The following is an 18,139-nucleotide window of genomic DNA, read 5'->3' on the forward strand; positions in this document are numbered from 1 at the left end:
CGATGCGTGTCGAGATGTTGAGGTGCCGAGGTGTCGAATTGCTGATGTGTCGGAGTGTGGTGGCTGTTCTTCGAGAGGCGGGTGTTGTTCACAATTCGTCCGTCTTCGCTCGGGAGGACACACACACCCCCCTCGCGTTTGTAACGGCTACGCCAGTCCCTAGGGGAATTCGACACACCCCCCTCGCGTTTGTAAATCTAGGGGCAAAACCAACCGACAACACCCTGCTCTCCGACCCACCCCCACACCGATTCGCGTTACATTCGCGAGGGTGGTGTGTCTGCACCGCCGCTCCCACCACTCGACGTTACAAACGCGACGGTACTCCCCCGCTCGATTACAAACGCGAGGGTGGTCTCTCGGAGACCGAGTTACAAACGCGAGTGTACCCCCACCGACCCCATCTTCCTCGTGACCGTTTCGGCCGTTACAAACGCGAGGGTGGTGTCTGACGGTCTTACTTGCGCGATGCTACTCGTTGATCGTCGAATCCAAAACCGGGTCCGAAGTACCGTTCAAACGGCCGTATTTGTCGCTGTTACAAACGCGAGTCCACCCCTTCACCTTTATTAGGGGTGAGTATGAATACCGAACTCACATGACATCGGACGAGAGCGAGGGTGGGACTCGCGACCCGTTGTTCCGCTACGACCAGCCCATCTTCGCGAACGAGGATATCCTCAAAATCTCTCATCTCCCCGGTCCCGACAAGATTGTCGGCCGCGACGAGCACATGTCGAAAGTCGCACAGGCGCTCAACCCCGCCATCTTCGGACGCGAACCGACCCATCTGTTCATCTTCGGGAAGACGGGGTCGGGCAAGACGCTCACCGCCCGCCTCGTGAGCGAGCGACTCCAACACGAGGCGGTCCGCGAGGACGTCGACGTCCGAATCGCCGTCATCGACTGCGGCGAACAGCACACCGAGGCGTCGGTCATCAAGACGCTCGCCTCGCAGGTCAACGACCCGTCGAAAAGCGGGATGACGATTCCCGAGCGCGGGCTGTCGACCGGCGACTACTACAACCGACTGTGGCAGGTGCTCGACACCTGCTCCGACGTCACCATCGTCATCCTCGACGAGATCGACATGCTCCGCGACGACGAGGTGCTTCGGAAACTCTCGCGCGCGGGCGAGAATCAAAAGATAGTGGACTCGCGTATCGGCATCATCGGCATCTCGAACAAGATCGACTACCCCGAGGAACTCACGGAGCGCGTCAAATCGAGTTTCGCCCACGACGAACTCGTCTTCCCGTCCTACGACGCGAATCAGCTCCGCGAAATCCTCGAAAACCGGAAGGACGCGTTCAAGCCGGGCGTCCTCACCGACGACGTGATTCCCCTCGCCAGCGCGCTCGCCGCCCAGGAACACGGCGACGCGCGGAAGGCAATCGACATCCTTCGGAACGCCGGCCGCATCGCGCGCAACGAGAGCGCCGAGACCGTCACCGACGACCACGTGCGGGCGGCGAAAGAAAAGAGCGAGGCCGACCGCTTCAGCGAACTCCTCGAAGGGACCGCCACGCAGTCGAAGGCCGTCCTCTACTCGCTCGTGCTCCAGACCGGCGGCCGAAAGACCGCCGAAATCACGACGAACAAGATTTACCGACAGTATCTCACGGTCGCCGACGACCTCGACATGGACCAACTCTCCGAGCGCCGCGTGCAGGAACTCCTGCAGGAACTCGACTTCCTCAACGTCATCCAGTCGGAGGTCCGCGGGCGCGGCCGCGGGCAGGGCGTCCACGGGACCCACCGCCTCCTCGAAGACCCGGACATCGTCAAGCGGGTGCTCCTCCGGGACAGCCGTATCTCCACGCTCGAATAGCGGCGCGCGACACGCGACGCGCACGTTCGTACGAATCCTTCGACGCCTGCGCCCGCGTCGGAAAAAAGCTACCGCACGAACCCTTAACACACGTCCGTCTCTGTCGATAGACGACCGAAACCATGGACGAGGAGTTACTCTCGTTGCTCACGAGTCTCGTCGAAATCGAGACCGAGAACCCACCGGGAGACGAGGCGGCGGCGGCGAACTTCGTGTACGACTGGCTCGAATCCCGAGGCGTCTCGGCGACGCTCATCGAGGAACCGTTCCCCGACCGACCGCAGGTCGCGGCGCGCGTCGGCGACGGCGAGCCCTCGGTCGTGCTCAACGGCCATCTCGACGTGGTCCCGGCGGGCGACCGTGACAAGTGGACGCATCCGCCGTACGAACCGACCGTCAGAGACGGCAGACTGTACGGCCGCGGGAGCGCGGACATGAAGTGCGGCGTCGCTCTCGCGATGCTCGCGACGGTCGAGTTCGCCGACGCGTTCGATTCCGAGGCCCTCGACGGCTCGGTCGTGTTCCACGCCGCCGTCGGCGAGGAGACGGCCGAACCGGGAACGAAGACGCTCCTCGAACGCGGCTACGACGGTGAGTACGGCGTCGTGCTCGAACCGACGGCGCTGCGGACCGCGACGAGCGCGAAGGGGCTCGGATGGTACGAGATTTCCGTCGGCGGCGACCCGTCGCACGCGAGCCGGCCCGACGAGGGGGACAACGCGATTGGGAACGCCCGGCCCGTTCTCGACGCGCTCGAAGCGTACGACGAGGAGATTCGAGCGCGCTCGGACTCGCTCGTCGGCCGCCCGACTGCGACAGTCACGCGGTTCGAGGCGGGGACGAAGGAGAACGTCGTCCCGGAGAGCGCGACGATAACGGTCGACCGGCGGTTCGTTCCCGCGGAGTCCGTCGAGGAGGTCGACGCCGAAATCGACGCACTACTCTCCGACGTCGCGGCCGAACACGACCTGCGCGTCGAGTGGACGCGAACGCGGGTCTACGAGTCCGCGGCGGTTCCGACCGACAGCGACATCGCGACGCGCTTTCGGGACGCGGCCGCCGAGCAGGCGGATATCGACCCCGAACCGTGGGGTATCCGGGCGGCGACCGACGTTCGGAACCTCGTCAACGACGCCGGGATGGACGCGATTACGTGGGGGCCGGGGTCGATGGCGCAGGCCCACGCCTACGACGAGTACATCGAACTATCGGAGGTCGAAGCCGGGTACGACATCCTCCGCACGGCGCTCCGCGGGCTGTTCGAAGCCGGCGGGAACTGAGCACTCGCCCGTCGGACGGGCGGCCCGAAAAAAAGCGGCTGACGGCGACGCCGGTTATTCGACGAGTTCTTCGAACCGCTCGACCGCGGCACTCGCGACCGCCATGTCTTCGGACACCTCGCCGCCGCTGACGCCGACGGTCCCGACGATTTCGCCGTCGACTTCGAGGGGATAGCCGCCGCCGAAGACGACGAGTCGGTTCTCGTCCGTCGTCTGGAGACCCCAGAGCGACTCGCCGGGCTCGGTCGCCTCGGCGAGTTCGTGCGTGGGTGTTTTGAGCGCGGCCGCCGTGTACGCCTTGTTCCGAGAGATGTCGACGCTCGCGAGCCACGCGTCGTCCATTCGGTGCTGTGCGATGAGGTTACCCTCCGGGTTCGCGACCGTAATCACCATTCGCAGCCCCATCGACTCGGCCTCCGCTTCGGCCGCTTCGATGAGTACCTTCGCCGTCTCGAGATTGATTGCATCGGACATATCGCTTCGTCGAAACCGGTCTCGACGGTCCTACTTATACGTGCGCCGCGGGTCTCGGACGGCCTGACGATTTCGCTTCTTTCTCCCGATTTCGGGCGTCTGAGTGACTCTCGAACCACTCGAACGAGAGAACAACAAAAGTAAGAATTTTTATGATTCGTGCCGGCCTCTGGCGAGACTCCATCGGGAAGACGTTCGGTTCGAGGCGAACCGACCCGGTGTCCGGTCAGTCGTACAGCGGGTACTCGTCGGTCAGTTCGTCGACCTTCTGGTCGACGAATCCCTTGACCGACTCGTCGTGCGGCGCGTCGACGATTTCGTAGATGAGGTCGGCGACGGTCCGGCAGGCCTCCTCGTCGAACCCGCGGGTCGTCAACGCGGGCGTGCCGGCGCGAATCCCGCTCGGGTTGAACGCCGAGCGACTCTCGCCGGGGACCGTGTTGGCGTTGAGGACGATACCGACCTCTTCGAGGGCCGCTTCCACGTCTTTGCCGGTCGTGTCCGGGTGGGACGGCCGGAGGTCGACGAGGACCAGGTGGGTGTCCGTGCCTCCGGAGACGAGTTCGAGGCCGCGCTCCTGTAGCCGCTCGCCGAGGGCGGCGGCGTTATCGACGACCTGCGACGCGTACTCCTCGAACTCGGGGGTCAGCGCCTCGCCGAAGCCGACGGCCTTGCCGGCGACGTTGTGCAGTATCGGTCCGCCTTGGAGTCCGGGGAACACCGCGGAATCGACGTCGTCGGCGTGTTCTTCGTCGCACATGATGATGCCGCCGCGACCCGATCGAATCGTCTTGTGGGTCGAACCGGTGACGAAGTCCGCGGTGCCGACGGGAGACGAGTGTTCGCCCGCGGCGACGAGGCCCGTGATGTGGGCGATGTCCGCGAGGTGGTACGCGTCGACCGCGTCGGCCGCGGCCTGCACGCGCTCCCACTCGACCTCTCGCGGGTACGCGGAGTAGCCCGAGATGACGATGTCCGGGTCGAACTCCTCGGCCTTCTCGGCGAGTTGGTCGTAGTCGACGTAGCCGGTCTCGGCGTCGACCTCGTACTGTTCGACCTCGTACGTCTTCCCCGCGACGTTCACCGGATGGCCGTGGCTCAGGTGACCGCCGTGGGTCAAATCGAGCGAGAGAATCTTGTCGCCGGGTTCGAGCACGGCGAGGAACACGCCCATGTTCGCCTGCGACCCCGAGTGCGGTTGGACGTTGACGTGGTCGGCGCCCCAGAGTTCCTTGGCGCGGTCGATGGCGAGCTGTTCGACCTCGTCGGCGTACTCGCAGCCGCCGTAGTACCGGCTTCCCGGGTAGCCCTCGGCGTAGTTGTTCGTCAGTTCCGAGCTTTGGGCCTCCATGACCGCCTCGCTGACGTGGTTCTCGCTCGCTATCATGGCGAGCGTATCGTTCTGCCGCTGGCGTTCGCCCGTCAACGCGTCGGCGACGGCCGGGTCGGTCTCTCGAACGGTGTCGTAAGGCATCGTGGGTGCATCTCGACTCTGCGGTATAACGCTTCGCCGACCCCCCGAGACGACGGCGGAACGACACACTAGAACCACAACGTGACAAGACACGTATGTTCTGTGTTCGGGTCGATACGCGTGGTAAGTGCCGCTTGGATATCTTCGAAAGATAACCCGAACTGGGTTCGCTAACGGCCAAAATCGACGTATTATCTGTTCAGTTTCCGCCAAGACGAGCGCCGGCTAGCGATAGCTCTATATTGGAACTTCGTCACGTTTCTCACATACCGTGCTAAGAACTATCACAGACTACGGAAAGTCCAGGAATCGAGGGGACACGCGCGTGTCGTCCCGTCGCGCCGTTCGCCCGGTCGCCGAGGTGAGCCGCCGATGAGTGAGGCCGAGTCTCTCCCGGTACAGTACAGCGACATCGAGCGCGCGCGCGAGCGACTCGAAAACGAGCGCGTCGTCAAGCGGACGCCGATAGAGCGGAGTACCTCGCTCGGCGACCTCGTCGGCGCGGACGTCTACCTGAAGATGGAACACCTCCAGTGGACGGGGTCGTTCAAGACGCGGGGCGCGTACAACAAGATTCGACAGGATACCGACCGCGGAATCGACGAGTTCGTGGCCGCGAGCGCCGGCAACCACGCGCAGGGCGTCGCGCTCGCGGCGACCGAGTGCGGGGCCGACTCCACGGTCGTGATGCCGGAGAACGCCCCGCAGACGAAAATCGACGCGACGCGCGACTACGGCGCTTCGGTCGAACTCGTCGGCGAGGACTTCCAGGAGACGATGGCGTACGCTCAGTCGCTCGCCGAGGGGTCGGACGCCGAGTTCGTCCACGCGTACGACGACTGCGACATCGTCGCCGGGCAGGGAACGCTCGGCGTCGAGATGTACCACGACCTCCCCGAGATGGACACGGTGGTCGTCCCCATCGGCGGCGGCGGTCTCATCTCAGGTATCGCCACCGCCATCAAGCACCACGACCCCGACATTCGCGTCGTCGGCGTGCAGGCCGAGGGCGCGGAGACGGTCCACGAGAGCCTCGACAAAGGCGTCCCCGTGACGCTCGACGACACGAACACCATCGCCGACGGCATCGCCACCGGCGGCATCTCCGAGTTGACGCTTCGAACCATCGAGGAACACGTCGACGAGGTCGTCACGGTCTCAGACGGGGAAATCGCGGAGGCAATCCTCCTCTTGCTCGAACGCGCCAAGCAGGTCGTCGAGGGCGCCGGTGCCGCCTCCGTCGCCGCCATACTGAGCGACGACCTCGACGTCGAGGGCGAGACCGTCATGCCGCTTCTCTGCGGGGGAAATCTGGATATGACGATGCTCCAGACGGTGCTCGTCCACGCGCTGACCAGCCGTCGCCAGACGCTCCGTCTCCGGGTTCGAATCCGGGACGAACCCGGCGAGATGGCGCGGCTCTCCCGGCTCATCGCCGACCGCGACGCGAACATTCACGACGTTCGCCACGTCCGCGCCGTCGACGCCCTCGACGTCGGCGAGGCACACCTCCTGTTCCGCATCGAAACGAAAGGGGCCGAACACGCGGCGGCCGTCGTGGACACGATAGAAGACGCGGGTTACGCGGTTGACGACGTTTCGGCCCGGCGATAGCCTCGCGTCGGCCATCGGGCTCGGTCTCGGTCTCTTTCCGCCGCTTGCCTACAAAAATAATATTTTTGACACGTTGTGTGAGTCCGGACGGAACACACCTTGAACGACGGGCGTACCGACGCCCTCCCCACGAACCGAGTCATCCACCGGACGACGCGCCCGCTACGTCTCTCCGGCCGATTGCCTGATGCGCGCCACGACGTCCTCTCGACTCACGTCCGGGTCGTCGTCGGTCGTGAGTCGGCCCATCACGAATTCGAGCAGGTCGAGGTCTTGGAGCAGGTCGAGCGCGTCCATGCGTTCGAGGTCGAGCGCCTTGCCGAACTCGTAGACGGTCTTGGCGTCGTTGGCGGCGTCGGCGAGTTGGCCGATTGTGACGGACTCGGGGAGGCCGATGCCGTCGGCGAGCGCCTCGGGAGACCCGTCGCCGTCCGTCGCGGGCGTCGGTGGTCGCTCGACGCCCGTCGGTTCGCCGGCGAGCGACGTTTCGTACGACGAGGGCTCGTGGACGCCCTGGTCGATCATGTACCTGCGGACCGTCTCGTCCGTCACGTCCATCTCGAAGGCGTCGGCCATCCGCTCGAACGTGTCGTACCGCGCGTACACGGCTTCGAGGTACGTCGTGTCTTCGAACGCCGGCACGTTCGGATTCCGAACGGCTTCGGGTAGTTCGGTATCTGCATCGGCATCGTCGTCGGCTGTCTCGGTTGAACTCGTCGTCGGCGCATCGGTCGCGACCGTGACGACGATCGCCGGGTCGCCGTCGAGCGAGACGTCCGCGGCGTCGACGGCGACGTGCTCGTGGTCGCTCGGCAGGACGTCGTCGACGCCGAGCGTGAGGCCAATCGACCCGTCGGATTCGAGCGAAGCCCCGTGGATTCGAACGGGCGCGTCGCCGTCGGCGTCCGACGAGAGCGCGAACTCGACGTCTGCGGACGCGCCCGAGTCCGTAACCGCCACGGACGACTCGCGGACGCTCGCGGCGTCCGTCCGCTCGCACTCTTCGAGGAATTTGCCCAGTCGCCGAAGCGATGTGCCCACACTCATTGTCCGTCTCGACGGACGCGCCGGGCCCCCCTGAAAAGCGGTGTGGAATACTGAGTCAGTTTATATAGCCCCACAGAATATGCGGCGAAAACTATAAACAAGGATCTGATGTTCAAACTACTATATCGTGCCCATGAGACACGCTTCTGTCGCGAACGTCGAAACAACTTCGCGAAATTCAATCGAACCGGCAGTCTGGTTCTCCCGGTGTCGAATCTCTTTATCTACGAGGTGATGATACGATGAGTCTGATAACCGTTGCCGACATCGCGCACGACGACCTCGCGCTGACGCCGACGATTCAGTCGGAGGCCGCGAGCGAGATAGACGTCATCTCTCAATCCGCAACTGACCCCGAGACCGGCCTGTTTTTCTTCGTCGTGAAGGGCGCGGACGTCTCGGCGTTCGAAGCGGCGTTAGAGGTTGACCACACGGTCAGCGACTGGCAGCTCGTCTCCGAGCGGGAGGAGTCGGCGGTGTATCGCATCGGACACACGTCGGACACGATTCTCCTCTCGCCTATCATCACGGAACTCGGCGGGCTCATGCTCGACGCGTGCAGCAACGACACGGCGGGCTGGCGGGTCCGGCTCCAGCTCTCGGACCGCGAGGCGCTCTCGGAGCTGTGGGAGTACTGCGAGTCGAACGGCATCACCTTCGAGCTGAACCGGATGTTCCGACAGGACGGCTGGATGAACGGCGAGCCGAGCAAACTGACCGACGCCCAGCGCGACGCGCTCGTCGCCGCCTACGAACACGGCTACTTCGAGGAGCCCCGAGAGGCGGCGCTAGACGACCTCTCGGAGGTACTCGACATCTCGCCGACGGCCGTCAGCGGACGCATCAGGCGGGGGACCGCGGAGCTGGTCGAGTCGATTCTCCTCGACGAGTGACGGGGTGACGCCCCGCAGAAAAGGTGTGGGCGTCAGACCACGAGGACGTAGTCGTCCCGCGGTTCGTATATTTCGCCGCTCATCCGCAGGTCGCGGACGGCGTCGAGCGTTTCGCCGATGGCGACGCCGTTGTCTGCGAGCGCCGCGGCGAGTCGCCCGAGTTCGACGCCGTCGGGGTGGGTCTCACCGAGTTCGGTGAGCGCCGTTTTCACGTCGCTGCTCTCGGCCTCGACGTCGAACGCGACGCGCTCCCACTCGACGTCGTGGCCGGTGACGTTCGCGTGTCGCCGGTACAGTTCGACGGCGTCGTTCGGCTCCGTGACGGAGACGTGGAGGTCGCACGCCGGGCAGGTGACGACGCCGGCGCGTGGTTTTTCGGCTAGTTTGGCATCCTCGTCGTCAGGCATTGTAAGCGTCCTGTGCGAGGCGGTGCAGTTTGTGGACGGTGTGTTCGTTCGGACCGAGCTGTGCCTGCCCGAGCGCGCCAGACGTGAGTCCCTCGTACTGCCGTTCGACGAGTTCGAAGTCCTCCTCTTGGAGCTGTCGGCTCGTCTGGACGAACTTCTCTTCTTCTTCCGACAGGTCGGAGTCGCGGAAGTAGTAGTCCGCGATGAGTTGGAAGCGCCCCTCGTCGATGGGGTCGATGATGTACGTGCCGTAGCCGTCGGCGGTGCCGTACATGTTGACCGTGAAGTTCGGCCAGAAGTAGTAGAACTTGGCCTCGTGTTCGGGGTGGATGCGCATCTCGTCGTCGACGTCCTCTTTGTGCTTGTAGTGAAGCACCCAGTGGTAGTCGTTGACTTCGAGTTCGGACTCCATGAGTTCGAGCCCCTGCACCCAGTCTTGGTGGTTCGCCTGACAGTGGTCGCACTCGGAGTAGTTCCCGCTGAACGTCTTCCAGTTGCACTCGACTTCGGAGACGTAGCGCCGGGCGTGTTCGTACTCGCCGAGCGGCAGGTCCTCGAGTTCCGTCTTCATCGACCCGGCCTGTTCGGCCAGCGAGAGGCTCGGTTCGTCCTCGAAGTTGACGAACACGAGCGGCCCGATGGCGTCCGTGTTGACCTCCATGAGCCCGTTTTCTTCGGGGTCGAGTTCGCTGACGGCGTCGTCGTCGAGGTCCGGGTTCAGGCTCGCCTCCTCGAAGCTCTTGGGGGTGCTCTGGAGCGACCCGTCGAGTTCGTACGCCCAGAGGTGGTACGGGCAGGTGATTCGATTGAGGGTTCCGGTGTCGGTCATCGGCGTGTCGTCGAGCATCTTCGACCCGCGGTGGGCACAGACGTTGTAGAACGCCCGCACGTCGCCCTCGCCGTCGCGGGTGACGATTATCTGCTTGTCACCGATGGTTCGCGTGAAGTAGTCGCCGGCGTCCGGGATGTGGGTCTCGTGGCCCGCGTAGACCCAGTACTGACCGAACACTTTCTCCTTTTCCATCTCGTGGACCTCCGGGTCGGTGAAGTACCTCGCCGGCAACGCGTTCGTTTCCGCGGTGATGTCGGCACTTACCGCACCGATCTCGTCACGATTGTTGTTCCACCGTGTCATGGGAGGAAGAAACACACATCTGTGGAAAAGGATTCGTCGGGAATAGTTGACCCGTATAAGTGGTGGTGGATATCCGAGAGCGGTCGCCGTTCGGCCGCCAGCGTCGCTCTCGGCGGGCCGGGCGTCGCTCCCTTGAAAAAGGGGCTCCGTGATACAGGTCAAGAGTGAAGGGGGGATGTTCCGAAGCGTCGGACACAATGAGTGTCCGCGACGACCGATACGACGTCGCCGTCGTCGGGGTCGGCGGGATGGGAAGCGCGACCGCGTACCACCTCGCCGACCGCGGCCTCGACGTCGTCGGTCTCGAACGCTACGACATCCCTCACTCGCAGGGATCGTCTCACGGCATCACCCGCATCATCCGCCGCGCGTACTACGAACACCCCTCGTACGTCCCGCTCATCGAGCGGGCGTACGACCTCTGGGACGACCTCGCCGAGGAGACCGGCCGCAAGGTCATCCATCGAACCGGCTCCATCGACGCCGGACCGGAGGACAACGACGTGTTCGCCGGCTCGAAACGCTCCTGTGAGGAACACGACATCCCGCACGAGGTGCTGACCGGGGCGGAGGTCAACGAGCGGTTCCCCGGCTACGAACTCCCCGAGGAGTACCGCGCGGTCTATCAGGAAGACGGCGGGTTCATCGTCCCCGAGCAGGCGATTATCGCGCACACCGAGGCGGCGCAGGCCCGGGGTGCCGAGATTCGCGCCCGCGAACGGGTCGAAGACTGGGCGGAGACGAACGACGGCGGGGTGCGCGTCCGCACCGACCGCGGCGTGTACGTCGCGGACGCGCTCGTGCTCGCCGCGGGCGCGTGGAACTACAAACTCGCCGACGCGCTCGATGGGCTCGCAATCCCCGAGCGACAGGCGCTCGCGTGGTTCCAGCCCGAGTCGCCGGCGACGTTCGCGCCCGAGGAGTTCCCCGTCTGGAACCTCAGCGTCCCCGAGGGCCGGTTCTACGGGTTCCCGGTCCACGACGTGCCGGGGTTCAAACTCGGCAAGTACCACCACCGCGACGAGGAGGTCGACCCCGACGACTTCGACCGCGAGCCGAACCGCGCCGACGAGGCGATACTCCGGGACGTCACGGAGAAGTACTTCCCGGAGGCCGCGGGGCCGACGATGTCGCTCGCGACGTGCATGTTCACGAACTCGCCGGACGAGCACTTCATCCTCGACACGCTGCCGGACCACCCGCAGGTCGCCGTGGGAGCCGGCTTTTCGGGACACGGCTTCAAGTTCGCCAGCGTCATCGGCGAAATCCTCGCCGACCTTGTCGTCGAAGGCGAGAGCGACCTGCCGCTCGACATGTTCTCGCTCGACCGGTTCGAGTGACGACGGGCGGCCGAGCTTGCCGCTCGTCAACCGATTCGGCGATATAACTTTCGTAACTTTTCTTCATTTGCGTATAAATGCCACTATTATCGAAGCCGACTTGTTATGATGTGTAATACCGATGGGATGGTTGAATCGTGAGGGGTGTGGTCTCGTGTCATGGTCAGAGCGGACGCGTCGAAGCCGATGCGGACCGTCTCTCGACGGTGACAGCGGGTGGCCCCAAAGCGGGGAAACGATATGAACGAACACGAACTCAGGCGGCGGTTATCAACGGAGGCTGTATCGAATGACGAATAGCAACGATTCGTCCGACCGGTCGACGAACGACTTGCAGGCGGACGTATTCTACCCCGAGACGGAGCGCGAACCCGGCGACGGAAACATCCAGCGGTGGGGGCTCGATATCCATCCCGTCGTCTTCCCGGCCGCGCTCTTGGTCATCGGCGTCTTCGTCGCGGCGACGCTCATTCTCGGCGAGCAGGCGGCGAGCGTCTACTCGGCCGTCAGGGGCTTTTTCGAGGGTAACTTCGGGTGGTTCTTCCTCCTGTCGGTGAACCTCTTTATTGTGGTCTTGGGGTACTTCGCGCTGAGTAAGTACGGAAAGATAACGCTCGGCGGTGTCGAGGCCGAAAAGGAGTTCAGCGACTTCTCGTGGATGGCGATGCTGTTCAGCGCGGGCATGGGTATCGGGCTCATGTTCTACAGCGTCTCGGAGCCGCTGTACTACTTCACCAACGTCCCCGGCTTCTTCGACGCCGAGGCCGGGTCCGGCGGTGCGGGCATCGCGGCGATGACACAGACGTTCTTCCATTGGGGATTCCACCCGTGGGCAATCTACGGTCTCGTGGGACTGGGGCTCGCGTTCTTCTCGTTCAACAGGGGGCTCCCGCTCACCTTCCGGTCGATTTTCTGGCCGCTCCTCGGCGAGCGAATCTACGGCTGGCCGGGCCACCTCATCGACCTCGTGTCGGTGTTCGCGACGCTGTTCGGCCTCGCCACGTCGCTCGGCCTCGGCGTCGCACAGATAAACACGGGCCTGTCGTACATCCTCGGCGAGAGCATGCTCGGCGTCCTGAGCGTTCCGAACAACACGGGGATGCAGATCGGGCTCATCGCCGTGATTACTCTCATCGCCACCGCCTCCGTCGCGGCCGGCCTCGAAGACGGCATCCGGCGTCTGAGCACGCTGAACGTCTTTCTGATGTTCGTCCTGTTGGCGTTCGTGCTCGTCGCCGGCGCGACGATGAGCATCTTCGGCGCGTGGGTGCAGGGTCTCGGGAACTACTTCAGCGACTTCCTCTCGCTGGCGTTTTTCACCGGGACGCTCGGCGACGGCGCGTCAACCGTCAACGGCTGGACGGTGTTCTACTGGGCGTGGTGGATTGCCTGGTCACCGTTCGTCGGCATGTTCGTCGCGCGCATCTCGAAGGGGCGGACGGTCCGCGAGTTCGTCTTCGGCGTGTTCGTCCTGCCGTCGCTGTTCTCGACGGTCTGGCTCTCGGCGTTCGGCGGGAGCGCGCTGTTCAACTCGCTTCAGGGTAACGGCGCGGTCCTCGCGACCTACGGCGAGGCCGGACAGACGGTCGCGATGTTCGCGCTCCTCGAACAGTTCCCGTTCAGCGCCGTCACGGGACTGCTCGCCGTGACGCTCGTGGTGACGTTCTTCGTCACCTCCTCCGACTCGGGGTCGCTCGTCGTCGACCACCTCACGTCGGGCGGCAAGCACAACGTGCCGCGGACCCAACGCATCTTCTGGGCGGTCGTCGAGGGTCTCGTCGCGTCGCTTCTCCTCTACGGCGGCGGCCTCGGCGCGCTCCAGACGGCGGCCATCGCGACGGGGTTCCCGTTCGCCGTCGTCCTCGTCGTCATGTGCTACACGGTCTATCTCGGTCTCGACAAGGAGTACGAACTCCTGCAGTCCGAGGAGTTCGCCGAGCGAATCGAGAACTTGGCGGACGATGACATCGACATCGACGTCGGTCGCTCTCGGATGTCGGTCGTGACCAACGTCCAAGAGAACCCCGGCACGACGGACGACTAACGACGGGGTCACCGAACCGATGACTCGATACTATCGATGAACGCGCTCGCTGTCGTTTCGGCGGCGTTCGCGGTTCTCCTTTTCGTCGTTGCGCTGTTCGCGATGACGGTCGGTGAGCTACGGGGCGCGGGTCTCGCGTTCCTGAGCGCCAGCCTCGTCATCTACCTCAGAGAGAAGTACCTCGTCGGCGAGTGACGCTCGTCGGAGAACGCGCCCCGTTGGCGAGTGACGCTCGCTGACGAACACTATTCGTTGGCGAACAATTCTCGCCGGTGAACGTTCCTCGTCCCGTGCCGAGACCCGGCTCTCGTCACCCCCCGGTACGTATACACCTCAGATAGTGGACCCGGAGAGATATCCGGGGGCCGCGGTCACTACTGTTTGGTATATGAGCACATGGTCTACGTTTCCCGAACGCGCCGGAACGGTCGTTGTCGGGGCCGGCTGTGTCGGTTGTAGCGCGGCGTATCACCTCGCCGAGTCGGGTCGCGAAGACGTCGTCGTCCTTGACCGGGGTCCGCTGTTCGAGACGGGGGGGTCGACCTCTCACGCCCCCGGTCTCGTGTTCCAGACGGCCGGGAACAAACTGATGACGGAGATGGCGTCGTACACGCGCGACCTCTACGACGGGTTCGGCGACTTCCGGACGTGCGGTGGAATCGAAGTCGCCTACTCCGAAGCGCGCTGGGACTTCCTCAAACGCAAGCGCGAGTGGGGACAGTCCTACGGCATCGACGAGGGCGAACTCCTCACGCCCGAGGAGGTCGAAGCGCGCGTCCCGCAGATAAACCCCGACGTCATCTACGGCGGGTACTACGTCCCGTCGGACGGGAAGGCTGACGCCGTCAGCGCCGCCGAGTCGATGGCGGAGGAGGCGCGCGAGGCCGGCGTCGAGTTCTACGGCAACACCGAGGTCACGGACATCGACATCTCTGACGGCAGTATCGACGCGGTCGACACCGAACACGGCCGAATCGAGGCCGACGAGGTGCTCGTCGCCACGAACATCTGGGGGCCGCTGTTCGGCGAGATGGTCGGCACGGACATCCCGCTCGTTCCCTGCGCGCACCAGTATCTCGTCTCCGACGAACTGGACGAACTCGAAGGCGCAGAGCGCGAAATCGAACAGCCGCTCCTCCGGCATCAGGACCACTCGCTGTACTACCGCCAGCACGGCGAGAGCTACGGTATCGGCTCGTACAACCACGAGTCGCTCCTCGTCGACCCGGCGGATATCTACGGCCCGGACAAGCTCGACGACCTCGGACTCGAATACCCGTCGCTCCGCGAGTTCACGGAGGAGCACTTCTACGAGAACACCCACCCGGACCACGACCGGTCGGCCTTCGACGCCGCCAGCGAACTCGTTCCCGGCTTCGAGGACTGCGAGTGGACCTCCGCCATCAACGGCATGTTCTCGTTCACGCCCGACGGCATGCCCATCCTCGGACCGGACGAGGACACGGACGGACTCTGGTGGGCGCTCGCCGTCTGGGTCACGCAGTCCGGCGGCGCGGGCGACATCGTCGCCAGCTGGATGGAAGACGGAACGCCGCGACTCGACGGTTCCCGAGTCAACGCTTCCGGCGCGCACGTCTCCCGGTTCCAATCGCACACGGGCAGTCGAGAGTACACCTACGGGCGCGGCGCACAGCAGTACCGCGAGGTGTACCAGCTCATCCACCCGCGCGAACAGCCGGACGGACAGCGGGCCCTCCGCCGGAGCCCGTTTTACGACCGGCAGGCCGACCTCGGCGCGGAGTTCTACGACAGCGACGGCTGGGAGGTCCCGCAGTGGTACGAGTCCAACGAGACGCTCCTCGAAACGTACGACGTTCCGGACCGTCCCGACTGGCTCTCGCAGAACTGGTCGAAGGTCCACGGCGCGGAACACCAGCACCTCCGCGAGAAGGTCGGCATGGTCGATATGACGACCTTCACGCCCATCGAAGTGACGGGGCCGGGCGCGCTTGAGTTCCTGCAGGGGCTCCTGACGAACGACATGGACGTCACGCCGGGCCGGATGCGCTACTCGGCGATGCTCAACGAAGACGGCGGCGTGCTCGCCGACCTGACGGTCGCTCGCCTCGGAGACGAACGGTTCGTGCTGTTCACCGGGGGCGGAAGCTCGGCGACGCTCCACTCGCGGTGGGTCAAAGAGCACGCGCCCGACGACGGCTCCGTCGACGTGACCGCGCACGTCTCCAGTCGGACCGGCATCGGCGTCTTCGGACCCGACTCCCGGAAGGTGCTTTCGGATCTCGTCGAGGCCGACCTCTCGAACGACGAGTTCCCGTTCTACTCCGCACAGGAGACCTACCTCGGAAGCATCCCCGTGACCATGCTTCGACTCTCGTACGCCGGCGAACTCGGCTGGGAAATCTACGCCCCGACCGAGTACGGGAGCCAGCTCTGGGACGCGATTCGAGAGGCCGGCGAGGAGTACGACATCGCACCCGTCGGCTGGGCCGCGCTCGATTCGACGAGCATGGAGAAAGGATTCCGTCTCTGGGGGACGGACCTCACGCCCGAACACAACCCGTACGAGGCCGGCATCGGCTTCGCGGTCGACCTCGATACCGACTTCGTCGGGAAGGCGGCGCTCGTGGAGGACAAAAACGACGACAGCCCGAGCGACCGAATCGTCCCGATAACGCTCGACGAGGAGGAAGCCGTCGTCGACGCGGGCCACCCGGTGTTCGCCGACGGCGAGGTCATCGGCTACTGCTGCCGGGCGGACTACGGCTACACTATCGACGCCGGCATCGCGTACGCGTACCTCCCCGAGGAGTACGCCAGTTCGGGGCAGGACGTCGAAATTCGGTACGAGGGCGACGCCTACCCCGCGACGGTCCGGTCGGGGCCGCTTTTCGACCCCGACCGCGACAAGATGATTCGGTGAGCGCCGGTTCCTCTCGCGTCACCGTCTCCGCTTTCCTTTGAATCGTCGGCCCCGTCGAACCCCTCCGTCGCTGCTACCGTATTGCGGCCGTGCTGACGTCGGGATGCGTGGAAATCACACACTAGTGTTACACTACTCTAGCGCTGTCACGGTCGGTGCGCTCCCGCTGTCGTTCCGCACGTGTTCTGTCCGGCGCTAAGAAGTTTGACAGAGACGGATTATCTGAATTATTCGGAGCTCTCGTCCTCGACGCCGCGCTGTTCGAGGACGCGTTCGACGATTTCTTCGGGATGTTCGGTCGCCACGCCGAGCGCGGCGTTGTGGAGTTCGCTCTTCGTGACGCCCTTGAGTCCGTGGTCGCGGGTCAGTTCGCGCTCCACGTCGTAGGTGATGATGTCGTCGAACTCGTCGGCGACCGCTTCGAGCACGTACAGCGCCTTGTGGACGGTCTCGTCGAACTCGAAGGCGGGGAGCTCGCGGGGGTCGGCCGACTCGACGGACTCCGACGCTGACTCGTCTTCCGATTCGGCCGCGTCGTCGGTGCCGGCGTCTTCGGTCGCTGGTTCGGGTTCAGGTTCGGGTTCCGACGCGGATTCCCCGCTTCCCATCGCGGCGTCGAGGTCGCCGAAGGGGTCTTCGCTCATCGGGCCACCTCGCCTTCTTCGACGATTTGCGCGAGTTCGTCGTAGCACGCCAACTGGTCGCAGGTGCTGTCGTAGTCCCGCAGCGGCATGTGCTCGCGAATCGACGCGTCGATGGCCGAGCGGTGCCGAATTCCGGGCTTCGGCAGGTCGCCGTCCCACTCACCGTTGTCGATGGCCTCGAACACCTCCGGGTCGGTGTACGCGAAGTTCGGGAGCTTCGAGGCGATGTTCGGCTTCGAGACGAGCTCCTCCACGAGCCGTCTCGTCGGGCGGTCGTGGTCGATTCGGTCCCGTAGGTCGGTCGGCACGACCGCGAGGATTTCGAGGTCGAAGTGTTCGCGCGCGGGCGTGATGAGCCGCTTGACGGTCTTTTCGAGCCCCGAGAGCGCCCCCGACTCGGGGCGCATCGGCAAGACGAGGTTCTGCGTGGCGTACAGCGCGTTGTCGTTGAGCTTCCCCCGCGCCGCGGGGCAGTCCACGACGACGTAGTCGTAGTCGTCGCCGAGAAGCGGGTCGATGACGCGCTGTTTGAGCCGCGCCGACCCCATCATCACGCCGCCGAGATCGGACTCGACCTGTTCGATGCGGTCGTTCGACGGGAGGAGGTCGATCTCGAACTCGGTCTCCAAGATGAGCTCTCGCGGCTCCAACTCGGCGTCGTCGAGGAGCACGTCGCCGAGATGCGCTTCCGAGTAGAACTCCTCGCCGAAGCCGAGGCCCGTCGTGGTGTGTCCGTTCGGGTCGAGGTCCACGAGCAGTACGTCACTTCCCCGGTGTGCGAGTTCGCGGGCGAGGTTGATGGAGGTCGTCGACTTGCCGATACCGCCTTTGAGGAGACAGACGCTGACTGCACGTGACATGATGGGGATATCCGTGATAGCGAGATTCTCGGCGTAGTTGAAATAATTATGGTTACTCCCGCTCTTTGAGCAACTCGGATTATCTAAATAAGCCAAATAATCTAACTTTGGAGTTGCGCCGGTTCGCCCTTGCCTCGGCTGGCGGCCCGAATTGTCACCGGCAGTAGCTATTTGAGTCCGTTGTGTGCAGGTGA

15 protein-coding genes are annotated in these 18,139 nt (G+C 64.4%); 8 read left to right on the plus strand and 7 right to left on the minus strand.

Annotated features, from left to right (window positions below):
- The first annotated feature begins 598 nt into the window (after positions 1-598).
- Both AUR65_RS15045 and AUR65_RS15050 read left to right on the plus strand, forming a co-directional pair.
- Positions 599-1,831, plus strand: a complete 1,233-nt coding sequence (locus tag AUR65_RS15045; protein WP_004041152.1) for a Cdc6/Cdc18 family protein — start codon at positions 599-601, stop codon at positions 1,829-1,831.
- Between the two features lie 122 nt (positions 1,832-1,953).
- Positions 1,954-3,111 (plus strand): M20 family metallopeptidase, encoded by a 1,158-nt coding sequence (locus AUR65_RS15050; RefSeq protein ID WP_058567640.1) that lies wholly within the window; start codon positions 1,954-1,956, stop codon positions 3,109-3,111.
- Between the two features lie 54 nt (positions 3,112-3,165).
- On the opposite strand, the gene AUR65_RS15055 is transcribed toward AUR65_RS15050, so the two are convergent.
- The gene (locus AUR65_RS15055) at positions 3,166-3,585 is read right to left on the minus strand and encodes a GlcG/HbpS family heme-binding protein (protein WP_058567641.1); all 420 of its coding nucleotides are present in this window, start codon (positions 3,583-3,585) and stop codon (positions 3,166-3,168) included.
- 226 nt (positions 3,586-3,811) lie between these two features.
- Positions 3,812-5,059, minus strand: coding sequence for a serine hydroxymethyltransferase (gene glyA / locus AUR65_RS15060; RefSeq protein WP_058567642.1), 1,248 nt, complete (start codon positions 5,057-5,059; stop codon positions 3,812-3,814).
- Between the two features lie 372 nt (positions 5,060-5,431).
- On the opposite strand from glyA, the gene ilvA reads away from it, so the two are divergent.
- On the plus strand, positions 5,432-6,673 hold the full coding sequence (gene ilvA / locus AUR65_RS15065) for a threonine ammonia-lyase (RefSeq protein WP_058567643.1): 1,242 nt from the start codon (positions 5,432-5,434) through the stop codon (positions 6,671-6,673).
- Between the two features lie 162 nt (positions 6,674-6,835).
- Here the strand turns inward: ilvA and AUR65_RS15070 are convergent, their stop codons facing one another.
- Positions 6,836-7,720, minus strand: coding sequence for a hypothetical protein (locus AUR65_RS15070; protein ID WP_058567644.1), 885 nt, complete (start codon positions 7,718-7,720; stop codon positions 6,836-6,838).
- 242 nt (positions 7,721-7,962) lie between these two features.
- Between AUR65_RS15070 and AUR65_RS15075 the strand changes: the two genes are divergently transcribed.
- Entirely contained in the window at positions 7,963-8,613 is a 651-nt protein-coding gene (locus tag AUR65_RS15075) for a helix-turn-helix domain-containing protein (protein WP_058567645.1), read from the plus strand.
- Between the two features lie 32 nt (positions 8,614-8,645).
- Here the strand turns inward: AUR65_RS15075 and AUR65_RS15080 are convergent, their stop codons facing one another.
- Complete coding sequence (locus tag AUR65_RS15080) at positions 8,646-9,020, minus strand: hypothetical protein (RefSeq protein WP_058567646.1); 375 nt, start codon at positions 9,018-9,020, stop codon at positions 8,646-8,648.
- Positions 9,013-10,155 carry an aromatic ring-hydroxylating oxygenase subunit alpha gene (locus AUR65_RS15085; protein ID WP_058567647.1) on the minus strand — a complete coding sequence of 381 codons (1,143 nt, stop codon included), beginning with the start codon at positions 10,153-10,155 and terminating at the stop codon, positions 9,013-9,015. Before AUR65_RS15085 ends, AUR65_RS15080 begins: the two co-directional genes overlap by 8 nt.
- A 197-nt stretch (positions 10,156-10,352) precedes the next feature.
- Between AUR65_RS15085 and solA the strand changes: the two genes are divergently transcribed.
- The 4 genes from solA (at position 10,353) to AUR65_RS15100 (ending at position 16,441) form a co-directional block, all read left to right on the plus strand.
- Entirely contained in the window at positions 10,353-11,495 is a 1,143-nt protein-coding gene (solA, locus tag AUR65_RS15090) for an N-methyl-L-tryptophan oxidase (RefSeq protein WP_058567648.1), read from the plus strand.
- Between the two features lie 289 nt (positions 11,496-11,784).
- The gene (locus AUR65_RS15095) at positions 11,785-13,539 is read left to right on the plus strand and encodes a BCCT family transporter (RefSeq protein WP_058567649.1); all 1,755 of its coding nucleotides are present in this window, start codon (positions 11,785-11,787) and stop codon (positions 13,537-13,539) included.
- Between the two features lie 36 nt (positions 13,540-13,575).
- Entirely contained in the window at positions 13,576-13,734 is a 159-nt protein-coding gene (locus AUR65_RS20065; protein WP_199180618.1) for a hypothetical protein, read from the plus strand.
- A 193-nt stretch (positions 13,735-13,927) separates the two neighbouring features.
- A complete protein-coding gene (locus tag AUR65_RS15100; RefSeq protein ID WP_058567650.1) occupies positions 13,928-16,441 on the plus strand; it encodes a GcvT family protein in 2,514 nt (837 codons plus the stop codon).
- Positions 16,442-16,668: 227 nt separating this feature from the next.
- Here AUR65_RS15100 and AUR65_RS15105 read toward each other — a convergent pair whose 3' ends face one another.
- The gene (locus AUR65_RS15105; protein ID WP_058567651.1) at positions 16,669-17,085 is read right to left on the minus strand and encodes a hypothetical protein; all 417 of its coding nucleotides are present in this window, start codon (positions 17,083-17,085) and stop codon (positions 16,669-16,671) included.
- Positions 17,082-17,945, minus strand: a complete 864-nt coding sequence (locus AUR65_RS15110; RefSeq protein WP_058567652.1) for a ParA family protein — start codon at positions 17,943-17,945, stop codon at positions 17,082-17,084. Before AUR65_RS15110 ends, AUR65_RS15105 begins: the two co-directional genes overlap by 4 nt.
- Between the last annotated feature and the right edge of the window lie 194 nt (positions 17,946-18,139).

The sequence above is a fragment of the Haloferax marisrubri genome (assembly GCF_001469875.2).
GTDB classification, from domain to species: domain Archaea; phylum Halobacteriota; class Halobacteria; order Halobacteriales; family Haloferacaceae; genus Haloferax; species Haloferax marisrubri.